The following is an 11,040-nucleotide window of genomic DNA, read 5'->3' on the forward strand; positions in this document are numbered from 1 at the left end:
CTACAGCTTCGTCCAGGCCTCGGTCAGCACCGAGCGCAGGATGCCCTCGATCTCGTCGAACTCGGCCTGCCCGACGGTGAGCGGGGGAGCGAGCTGGATGACGGGGTCGCCTCGGTCGTCGGCCCGGCAGTAGAGCCCGGCCTCGAACAGCGCCTTGGAGAGGAATCCGCGCAGCAGCCGCTCCGACTCCTCGGCGTCGAAAGTCTCCTTCGTCACCTTGTCCTTCACCAGTTCGATGCCGAAGAAGTAGCCGTCGCCGCGCACGTCGCCGACGATCGGCAGGTCGAGCAGTCTCTCCAGCGTCGCCCGGAAGGCGGGCGAGTTCTCCCGCACGTTCTCGAACAGCTTCTCCTCCTCGAAGATGTCGAGGTTGGCGAGCGCGACGGCCGAGGAGACCGGATGCCCGCCGAAGGTGTAGCCGTGGTAGAACGCGGTGTCGCCGTGTTTGAACGGCTCGTAGACGCGCTCGTTGACGACGGTCGCGCCGATGGGGGAGTAGCCGCTCGTCATGCCTTTGGCGCAGGTGATCATGTCGGGCTCGAAGCCGTAGGTCGTCGAGGCGAACATGTTGCCGATGCGGCCGAAGCCGGTGATGACCTCGTCGGCCACGAGCAGCACGTCGTACTGGTCGCAGATCTCGCGCACCCGCGCGAAGTAGCCGGGAGGCGGCGGGAACGCGCCGCCCGAGTTCTGCACCGGCTCGAGGAAGACGGCCGCGACCGTCTCCGGACCCTCGAAGAGGATCATCTCCTCGATGCGGTTGGCGGCCCACTGGCCGAACAGCGCCGGGTCGTCGGCCGGGGCGCCCATTTCGGCGGCGCGGTAGAAGTTGGTGTTCGGCACGCGGAAGCCGCCGGGCGTGACCGGTTCGAACATCTCCTTCATGCCCGGGATGCCGGTGATGGCGAGTGCCCCCTGCGTGGTGCCGTGGTACGCGACCGAGCGCGAGATGACCTTGTGTTTGGTGGGGCGGCCGTGCAGTTTCCAGTAGTACTTGGCGAGCTTGAAGGCGGTCTCGACCGCTTCGCCGCCGCCCGAGGAGAAGAAGACCCGGTTGAGCTGGCCGGGGGCCGCCGCCGCGAGCCGGTCGGCGAGTTCGATCGCGGCCGGGTGCGCGTACGACCAGAGGGGGAAGAAGGCGAGTTCCTCGGCCTGCTTCGCCGCCGCCTCGGCGAGACGCTTGCGGCCGTGCCCGGCGTTCACCACGAAGAGCCCGGAGAGGCCGTCGAAGTATTTCTTGCCCTGGTTGTCCCAGATGTGGTGGCCGCTGCCCTTGACGATGATCGGTACCCCGCCGCCGTCCTCCATGACGGACTGCCGATTGAAGTGCATCCAGAGGTGGTCTTTCGCCTTCTGCTGCAGCACGCTGTCGTCGACGCGGGAGGGCTGGACGGGCTGCTCCGTGGTGGTCATCGCTATCTCGTTCCCCAGTTGTAGAACTGCTTGAAGAGTTTCAGGTAGACGAACGTCTCGGTGGACTGCACGCCGTCGATGGCGCGGATCTGCTTGTTGAGCAGGTCGATGAGGTCGTCGTCGTTCTCGCAGACGACCTCGGCCATGATGTCGAAACTGCCGGCGGTGAGAACGACGTAGTCGACGGCGGTGAGAGCGCCCAGCGCCTCGGCCACGATCGTCGTGTCGCCGGAGACCCGGATGCCGATCATCGCCTGCCGGTAGAAGCCGAGCTGCATCGGGTCGGTCACGGCGACCACCTGCATCACTCCCGACTCTGTGAGCTTCTGCACCCGTTGCCGCACGGCCGCTTCGCTGAGTCCGACGGCCTTGCCGATTTCGGCGTAGGACCGACGACCGTCTTCCTGCAACTGCTCGATGATCGCCTTCGAGACGGCGTCGAGCTGCAGCGGCTTCGCCCTGTCCGCGACGGACTTTCCCGCCGACGGAGCAGGAGTGGCGGCCTTACCGGCCGAGATCATCCGCGAGTTCCGTTCATGGGTTGATTGTGTCAGCCGAGGAGGTTGCATACAAGCGATTCCGCACGCTGGACTCACAAAGTCCACTGAATCAGTCGAAACCGGGCGGTACTGCCGATCGCCGACGCCCAGACCGACGGGCGCGCCTTAAGCTTGACGGGTGGACCCCGATCTCGATGACACCGTCGCCGCTCCAGGTCGGACTCGTGCGCATCGACCGGCCGGCGCTCTCGACGACGACGCGGTCGGCATCGGCGATCTCGACGACACCGTCGTGCGCGGCACTCTGCCTCCGCTGGCGTCGGCTCCGCCATCCGCCCCGCTCATCGACACGCCTCTCATCGACACGCCTCTCATCGACACCGCGGCGCAACAGATCGGCGACACCGCTCCCATGCCCGACTCGGTCGTGGTCGAGCCGCTCGCGGCCCGCTACGGGTTCCGCGTCGGCGAGTCCGGCCGCACGGTGTTGCTCGACGCCGTCGTCTACCTCGGGCGTGCGCCGACGTCGCCGCGCATCCAGCACGGCCTGATCCCCAAACTCGTGCGGGTGCCGTCGCCCCGCGGCGAGGTCTCGGGAACGCACCTAGAGATCCGCCAGCTGGGCGCCTCGATCGTGGTCACCGACCTGCGCTCGACCAACGGATCCGTGGTCGCCGTGCCCGGCAGTGTCGCCCGGGCGCTGCGTCAGGGCGAGTCGATGGTCGTCACCCCGGGTACGCTCGTGGACATCGGAGACGGCAATGTCATCGAGATACTTCCATTACAGCGGCAACTCGGGGGATTCGGTTATGCGTGAGTTCGCACCAACGGCAGCGGTCACCCCGTGACCGAGATCGGCGCGAGCACGCCCGAATTCGCGATTCCCCTGCCCGGAGACGAGGGCACCGACCGCGGTGAGATCCGTCTCGCGTGGGCAGCGGTGACGGATGTCGGACGCCGGCGTGCCGCGAACGAGGACAGCTTCATCGCCGCTCCGCCGATCTTCGCGATCGCCGACGGTATGGGCGGCCACCTGGCCGGCGACCGGGCGAGCGCCGCCGTGGTCTCCCGGCTGGCCGAGGCGCGCGAGAGCGACTTCCTGCCGCCCGAGGCGATCGAGCGAGCGCTCGAGAAGGCCACCGACGACATCGAGATCATCTCCGACGGTAGCGAGCTCGGGGTCGGCACGACCGTCACCGGCGCCGTGCTGACGATGCTCGACGGCGACCCGTACTTCGCGATCTTCAACATCGGCGACAGCCGCGTCTACCGTTTCGAACGCAACGAGCTCGCGCAGGTCACCGTCGACCACTCGCTCGTGCAGCAGCTGGTCGAACAGGGCGTCATCACGCAGGCGCAGGCGCACAACCACCCCGACGGCAACGTCATCACGCGGGCCGTCGGATTCCAGGCGCAGCCCACCCCCGACTACTGGCTGCTGCCGCTGCAGGCGGGGCTGCGGCTCTTGGTCTGCTCCGACGGGCTCACCGGCGAGCTCGACGACGACCGGATCCGCCTGCACATGGCCGCCGGCCTCTCCGCCGACGAGACCGCGGGCGCCCTCGTCGACGCCGCGCTGGCATCCGGCGGCCGTGACAACGTCACGGTGCTCGTCGTCGACGTCATCGCGGTGCCGCTGAGCGCCGATTTCGGGCAGACCGCGCCGCGGGCTACCCATAGAGTGCTCTGACACAACCTGCTTACAATGGTGGGCATCTTGTCCACGGCTAGAGGGGGTCTTCTGTGGCGCGTCGCCTGCCCTCGCAACCCCCCACGCTGCCCGGGTTCTCCTACATCCACGTGCTGGGCTCGGGCGGTTTCGCCGACGTGTTCCTGTACGAGCAGAACATGCCGCGCAGGCAGGTCGCCGTCAAGGTGATGCTGGCCGAGGTCGTCAACGACCAGGTGCGTCAGATGTTCCAGGCCGAGGCCAACCTGATGGCCCAGCTCAGCTCGCACCCGTCGATCCTCACGGTGTACCAGGCCAGCGTCTCCTCCGACGGCCGGCCCTACCTCGTGATGGAGATGTGCTCCTCGGCGCTGAGCCAGCGCTACCGCACCGAGCGGATCCCCGTCGCCGACGTGCTCCGCATCGCGGTGAAGATCGGCAGCGCGATCGAGACCGCGCACATGGCCGGCGTGCTGCACCGCGACATCAAGCCCTCCAACATCCTGCTCACCGCCTACGGCCACCCCGTGCTCTCCGACTTCGGCATCGCGGCGACGCTGAGCGAGTCGAACACGCAGGAGGCCGTCGGGATGTCGATCCCGTGGTCGGCGCCCGAGGTACTGATGGACGAGACGGCCGGGTCCATCGAGTCGGAGGTGTGGGCGTTCGCCGCCACCGTCTATTCGCTGCTCGCCGGGCGCTCGCCGTTCGAGATCCCGGGGGAGTCGAACACCTCCGTCGACCTGATCTCCCGTATCAACCGGGCCAAGGCCCAGCCGATCGACCGCGCCGACGTGCCGACGAGCCTCGAGCGCACGCTCGCGAAGGCGATGTCGAAGAACCCGAAGAGCCGGCCGGCGAGCGTGCTCGAACTCGTGCGCGAACTGCAGTCGGTCGAGGTCGAGCTCGGCGTGGCCCAGACGCCGGTCGAGGTCGCCATGGACGACTGGGCCCTCGCGACCGTCGCCGACATGGAGGACCGAACGCGCGTCCGCGGCGTCCAGGGTGGCGCCGCCGTGTCCTCCTCGCGACGTCGGCGCCGTCGGGCGGCGGCGGCGCAGGAGAACTACGACGCGGTCGGCACCCTCGTAAAGGAGAGCGCCGACCTCGGCACCCGCGGCTCGCGGGGCCGACGCGGCACGAGCGGGCGCGCCCGCAGCGTCGCCCGCCGGTCGGGCGCGACGACCACCGCACCGGGCGGCAAACCGGCGCAGCTGCTCGCCTGGATCCTCGTCGCCTGCTCGGTGCTCGTGATCGCTCTCGGCGCGACCGCGACGTTCGTGCTCGTCCGCGCGGGTTCCGACGACATCCCCGTCGTGAGCGACATCTCCGCCTCCCAGTCCGGCGGCAGCGTGACCTACACCTGGAACGACCCCGGTATCGACGAGCGAGACTCGTATCAGATCCAGCTCGACGGCCAGCAGTTCGGCCTGCAGAGCCGCACCGAGTTCGTCGCCGACGGCGACCCGGGCGACCACATCTGCCTCTCGGTGAGGGTGAGCCGCAACGGCACCCTGGGGGACGAGAGCAACCCCAAGTGTGTGGATGTCGCCGAATGACGAGCCTCCCATGATCAGACGGTGGATCGCCGGCCACAAGTCGCTCGTCGCAACCGCGACGAGCGCTTCTGTTGTTGCCGTCCTCGTAGCGACGGTCGCGCTCGTGTCGAGCGGGTACACGGCGCAGCGCCTCGACCTCAACGACGCCTCCGTCTGGGTGTCGAACGGTGCGGAACGGTTCGTCGGGCGCGCGAACACCGAGGTCTTCGAACTGAACAGCGTCGTCGCCGGCGAGGGTGCGGAACTCGACGTCGTGCAGCGCGGCTCGACCGTGCTGCTGTTCGACCGAGGCGACGCGACCCTCGACATCGTGGATGCCGCGACCTCGGCCATCACCGACCGGGTGCCGTTACCGCCGTCCGAGCCCGGGGTGTTCCTCGCCGGCGACAACGCGGTGCTCTACTCGGGCGGATCCGGCGAGGTCTGGATCCTCCCGGTCGCCGAGCTCGCCGACTTCGACACCGGTCAGGAGCCGACGCTCAACCTCGGGCCGGACGCCGTCGTGAGCGTCGACGAGAACGGGCTGCTGTTCGCCTTCTCGCCCGACACCCAGCGCGTGTACAGCGTCAACGCCGCCCTCACCACGAGCGTCGACTCGTCCGAGGCCACGGAACTCGGCGGCACCTCCGGCGACTACGCGGTCACCTCGGTCGGCGGCCGCTGGGCGGTGCTCGACGTCGACGGTGAGCAGCTCGAGACGGGCGGCCGTGTCGTCGACCTCGCCGACCTGCTCGACGGCGCCGAGCCCGTGCTGCAGAACGCGGCCGCCGCGGGGTCCTCGGTCCTGGTCTCGTTCGCCGGCGGTCTCGCCTCGGTGCCGCTCGGAAAGGGCGACCCCGACCTCCTCTTCGCCGGTGGCGCCGGCACCACGACGGCGCCGGCCGTGGTCGACGGCTGCGCCTACGCGGCCTGGTCGAACGGGCAGTCGTGGCGGCAGTGCGGCATCGACGACGCCGCGGGGGCCGACGAGGCCGACCTGCAGCAGCTGCTCGACGTGCCGAGCACGGCGGCGCTCGACTTCCAAGTCAACGGCTCGCGGATCGTGCTCAACGACGCCGGCGCCGGCGCGTCCTGGGCGGTGGCGGACCAGGGCCAGATCATCGACAACTGGGACGACCTCATCACGGTCGACGAGGACCAGGAACAGGTCGAGCAGAACGCCTCCGACACCCCTCCCGAGGTCGAGAAGGACCAGGTGCCGCCCGTCGCGGTCGACGACCAGCTCGGCGCCCGTGCCGGCCGTTCGAGCGTGCTGCCGGTGCTGCTCAACGACTACGACCCCAACGCCGACGTCATCGTGATCAGCGCGGTGACGGCGATCGACCCGTCTCTCGGCCGGATCGATGTGATCGAGAACCGCCAGATGCTCCAGATCTCGTTGGACGAAGCGGCATCCGGGGTCATCTCGTTCGGGTACACCATCGACGACGGCCGGGGCGGCAGCGCGAGTGCGACCGTCGAGGTCACCGTGCGCTCGCCCGAGGAGAACTCCCCGCCGCAGCAGGTGCGCACGACAGCACTCACCCTCGAGTCGGGCGGCCAAGAGACGGTGCCGGTGCTCGACGACTGGGTCGACCCCGACGGCGACCCCTTCTACCTCGAGTCCGCCACCGCTGGCGAACCGCTCACGGTCAGCTACAAGCCCGAGGGGTCGGTCATCGTGACCGACTCGGGGTCGGACACCGGGTCGTCGGTCGTCTCGCTCGTCGTCTCCGACGGCTCGGCGTCCGCGCCCGGGTCGCTCGCCGTGTCCGTGATGGCGCCCGGCGAGGTGCCGATCGTCGCCGACCCGTTCGTCGTGCTCGCGTACGCCGGTCAGGAGAAGTCGATCTCGCCGCTCGACCACGTGCGCGGCGGCAACGGCTCGGTGCGGCTGAACGCCGTGCCCGCCAAGGCCGGGGTCACGATCACGCCCAGCTACGAGACCGGCACCTTCCAGTTCTCGAGCGACCTCGTGCGCTCGCACTACCTCGAGTACGTCGTCACCGACAACGACCAGACGGTCACGGGGCTGGTGCGGGTCGACGTCGTCGCGCCGCCGGACGCGAACACCGCGCCCATCACGCGGCCCAAGACCGTGTTCGTGCCCACCCTGAGCAGCCGCACCGTCGACATCTCGTCCACCGACGAGGACCCGGCCGGCGGCGTGCTGCTCGTCACGGGCGTCGTCAACGTGCCGAGCGACTCCGGCGTGCGCGCCGAGACCCTCGAGCAGCGCTCGGTGCGGGTGACCCTGACGGGACCGCTCGCCGGCCCCGTGACCTTCGGCTACCGGGTGACCAACGGCCTCGCGCAGGCGGAGGGCACGATCACCGTGATCGAGGTGGCGCCGCCCGACCAGCGGCAGCCGCCGGTCGCCCGGGACGACACCGCCACGGTGCGCGTCGGCGACGCGATCATGATCGACGTGATGGCGAACGACGAGCAGCCCGACGGCGAGCAGATCACGCTCAACCCCGAGCTCGTCGACGGGCTGACCGGCGACTCCGGACTGCTCTTCGTCTCGGGCACCACGCTGCGCTACCTCGCCCCGCAGACCGCGGGCAACTACTCGGCCGTGTACGAGATCATCGGCCCGCTCGGTCAGACCGCGCAGGCGCAGGTCAACATCGAGGTGCGCGAACCGAACCTCGAGACGAACCACGCTCCCGTGCCCGTGACCGTGACCGCGCGGGTGTTCGCCGGCGAGAGCGTGCGCATCGACATCCCGCTCGACGGCATCGACCCCGACGGCGACTCCGTGCAGCTGCTCGGGCAGGAGACCAGCCCCGAGAAGGGCGGCGTCGTCGCCGTGGGCGCCTCGACGATCGACTACAACGCCGGCGCCTACTCGGCCGGCACCGACACCTTCACCTACACGGTGATGGACTCGCTCGGCGCCCGCGCCACCGGCACCGTGCGCGTCGGCATCAGTCCGAAGCTCGAGGGCACCCGCAACCCGGTCGCGATCGAAGACGAGGTGACGGTGCGGCCCGGCACGACGGTGCTCGTGCAGGTGCTCGCCAACGACTCCGACCCCGACGGGGGAGCGCTCTCGGTCACGGACGTGCAGCCCAACGACGAGAACCTCACGGCAGAGATCGAGGATTCGACGCTCGTGCGCATCACCGCGCCGAACAGCCCCGGCAACTACGGCCTCGTCTACACGATCGCGAACGAGGTCGGCGGCTCGAGCTCCAACTTCGTCACCGTCGTCGTGAGCAGCGACGCTCCGCTGTCGTACCCGCTCGCCCGGGACACGGTTCTCACCCTCACCGACGTGCTGGACCGCACTTCGATCGACGTCGACGTGCTCGCCAACGTGTTCTTCGCCGACGGCGACGCACGCGACCTCGACCTCTCGATCGTCTCCGGCTACGGCGACTCGGCCGTCGTCACCGCGAACAAGTCGGTGCGCGTGACCATCGGCGACTCCCGCCAGATCATCCCGTTCGCCGTGTCGCGTCCCGACGACAGCTCGGCCGTCTCCTACGCCTTCATCTGGGTCCCCGGCTTCGACGACGCGCTGCCGCAGCTCAACCGCGACGCCCCGGCGCTCGTGGTGGAGAGCGAGGCGACGATCCGCATCGACCTCAACGACTACGTCGTGGCCGTCGGCGGCAAGCAGGTGCGCCTGACCGATTCCAGCACCGTGCGCGCCACGCACTCGAACGGGTCGTCGCTCGTGGTCGACGCCGACACCCTGAGCTTCACCTCCGCCGACCTGTACTTCGGCTCGGCCTCCATCTCGTTCGAGGTGACGGACGGCGACTCGGCCACCGACCCCGACGGGCACACGGCCAACCTGGTACTGCCGATCACGGTGGAACCGCGCGAGAACCAGCCGCCCGTGTTCACCGGCGCGACGATCGACTTCGAACCGGGCGAGGAACGCACGATCGACCTCACCGCCCTGACGAACTACCCGTACGAGGACGACCTCGACGAGCTCGCCTACACGGTCGGATCGCCCGCGCCCGACGGCTTCACCGCGACGCTCGCCGGCCAGTCGCTCGTGTTGCGCGCGAGCGACGACGCGGTGAAAGGCTCGTCGACAGCGGTCTCGCTCGGAGTGAGCGACGCGCTGTCGTCCGGCCAGGCCGGCCGCATCCAGCTGCAGGTGGTGGCGTCGACGCGTCCGCGCGCGGTGCCTGCCGAGGACGCCGCGATCGCGCAGCGCGGCCAGACGACCGTGGTCGACGTGCTCGCCAACGACGAGGCGACCAACCCCTTCCCCGGGCAGCCGCTGCGCGTCGTCGCGGTGCGCGGTCTCGACGGCTCCACCCTGCCGGCCGGCGTCTCGGTCACCGCGAGCGAGGACAACAGCCGGCTCACCGTCTCGGTCGCGGGCAACGCGCTGCCCGCCGACGCCACCCTCCAGTACCAGGTCGCCGACGCGAGCCGCGATCCCGACCGGTACGTCTGGGGCGCCATCCGGATCTCTGTGCAGGACGTCCCCGACGCCCCCGTGATGCCGACGCGCCAGGCCGCCACCTTCACGGCGGGGGAGATGACGCTGCGGCTCACCGCACCGCAGCAGAACAACTCGGCCATCACGAACTACCGCGTCTCGAGCGGCGGCTACAGCCACGACTGCGGCACGACACTGATCTGCACGCTCCCGGGCCTCGAAGTCGGCAAGGCCTACTCGTTCCAAGTCGTCGCGGTCAACGCGATCGGCGACTCGGCGCCGAGCCCCGCGAGCGCGCCGTACACGATCGACTACCTGCCCGCGGCACCCGTCGCCAAGGTCGTGCCGACCGACCCCGACGACGCGCCGACCGGCGGGGCGCTCACGGTGACCTGGCCGTTCGTCGGCGACCCCGACCCCGGAACGCGCATCGTCGACTACGTCGTCGAGCTGACCGGACGCGCCTCCGTCGTGGTGCCGCGCACCGCGACGTCGACCACGATCACCGGGCTGCCGACCAACACCACCTACGAGGTGCGGGTCTACGCGCGCAACAGCGCGCAGGTCACGACGGACGCCGAGTGGGTGCGCAGCGGCACGGTGAGCGCGACCACCGTCGGTCCGCCCATCGTCGGCACACCGGCGCCGGTCGCTGTGAACGACGTCGACGGCAACATCACCGTCACCTGGGGCGCGTTCGGCGAGAACGGCGGAGCCCCGGTCACCTACGACATCCGCAAGGTCGAAGGCGAGGTGACCGTCGCCGACTGCGACGCGGCGCCGAGCCTGCGCGACGTCACCTCGCCGTGGGTCGATGAGAACGCGGTCGACGGGACCGCCTACAGCTACGTCGTCTACGGCGACAACGGGTCGTACTGCACGCCCGTCTCGACGGGTGCGACGACCAGCCTCGCGGCCCCCGGATTCGCGCGCGCCGAGGTCGGCATCGAGGTCCGGCCGACGACCCCGACGGTTCTCAACGAAGTCACGGGCGACGACCTGACCACCGGCCGCTACGAGATCCGCGTCGGCACGAACCTCCGGGTCGCCTCGGGCACCGCAGAGCGCTACGAGTACCGCCTGAACGGCGGCGCGTGGGCGCCGACGGTCGCCGGCCAGTGGCTCACGTCGGCCGCGGACACCCGGGTCTACGGCGTGCCCCAGGTCGTCGAGTTGCGGGGATGTCGCGACGCGAGTCAGACGTACTGCGGACCGGCGAGCGACGCGGTCACGCTCACCCCCGTGAACGCCCGTGGCTCGGTGCGCACCTGCATCGCCGACCGGCCGCTCGACTACGCCACCCCGGCGAACGGCAGCGGGGCCACGACCACCGTGCTGATGTCGTACTACACCCTGGCCAACCCCACCTGGTCGCCGTTCTACTTCGACTCCGACGACGCTGTACCGTTGACCGCGACGGGAGTGCGGCTCAAGGTCGCGGTCACCGTGGGGGGAATCACCTACACCGATCCGGGCTACGCCGAGGGCACGTGTCGATAATGAGAGAGA

Annotated in this window: 6 protein-coding genes; 4 read left to right on the forward strand and 2 right to left on the reverse strand. The window is 69.8% G+C overall.

Annotated elements, in window-relative coordinates:
- Both HD599_RS05125 and HD599_RS05130 read right to left on the reverse strand, forming a co-directional pair.
- On the reverse strand, positions 1–1,413 hold the full coding sequence (locus tag HD599_RS05125; RefSeq protein WP_184234226.1) for an aspartate aminotransferase family protein: 1,413 nt from the start codon (positions 1,411–1,413) through the stop codon (positions 1–3).
- A 2-nt stretch (positions 1,414–1,415) separates the two neighbouring features.
- Positions 1,416–1,934, reverse strand: a complete 519-nt coding sequence (locus HD599_RS05130) for an Lrp/AsnC family transcriptional regulator (protein ID WP_184234228.1) — start codon at positions 1,932–1,934, stop codon at positions 1,416–1,418.
- Positions 1,935–2,091: 157 nt separating this feature from the next.
- On the opposite strand from HD599_RS05130, the gene HD599_RS05135 reads away from it, so the two are divergent.
- The 4 genes from HD599_RS05135 to HD599_RS05150 are packed head-to-tail and all read left to right on the forward strand — an operon-like array spanning position 2,092 to position 11,031.
- The gene (locus HD599_RS05135; RefSeq protein ID WP_184234230.1) at positions 2,092–2,730 is read left to right on the forward strand and encodes an FHA domain-containing protein; all 639 of its coding nucleotides are present in this window, start codon (positions 2,092–2,094) and stop codon (positions 2,728–2,730) included.
- A gap of 27 nt (positions 2,731–2,757) precedes the next feature.
- Positions 2,758–3,603 (forward strand): protein phosphatase 2C domain-containing protein, encoded by an 846-nt coding sequence (locus tag HD599_RS05140; protein ID WP_184234231.1) that lies wholly within the window; start codon positions 2,758–2,760, stop codon positions 3,601–3,603.
- Between the two features lie 53 nt (positions 3,604–3,656).
- The gene (locus tag HD599_RS05145) at positions 3,657–5,141 is read left to right on the forward strand and encodes a protein kinase domain-containing protein (protein ID WP_184234233.1); all 1,485 of its coding nucleotides are present in this window, start codon (positions 3,657–3,659) and stop codon (positions 5,139–5,141) included.
- 10 nt (positions 5,142–5,151) lie between these two features.
- Positions 5,152–11,031 (forward strand): Ig-like domain-containing protein, encoded by a 5,880-nt coding sequence (locus HD599_RS05150; RefSeq protein ID WP_184234235.1) that lies wholly within the window; start codon positions 5,152–5,154, stop codon positions 11,029–11,031.
- Positions 11,032–11,040 lie beyond the last annotated feature (9 nt).

Source organism: Conyzicola lurida, assembly GCF_014204935.1.
Taxonomy (GTDB): Bacteria; Actinomycetota; Actinomycetes; order Actinomycetales; family Microbacteriaceae; genus Conyzicola; species Conyzicola lurida.

Coding starts and splice junctions, on each gene's coding strand:
- HD599_RS05125 (WP_184234226.1), bottom strand. CDS start 1,413: ATGACCACCACGGAGCAGCCCGTCCAGCCCTCCCGCGTCGACGACAGC.
- HD599_RS05130 (WP_184234228.1), bottom strand. CDS start 1,934: ATGATCTCGGCCGGTAAGGCCGCCACTCCTGCTCCGTCGGCGGGAAAG.
- HD599_RS05150 (WP_184234235.1), top strand. CDS start 5,152: ATGATCAGACGGTGGATCGCCGGCCACAAGTCGCTCGTCGCAACCGCG.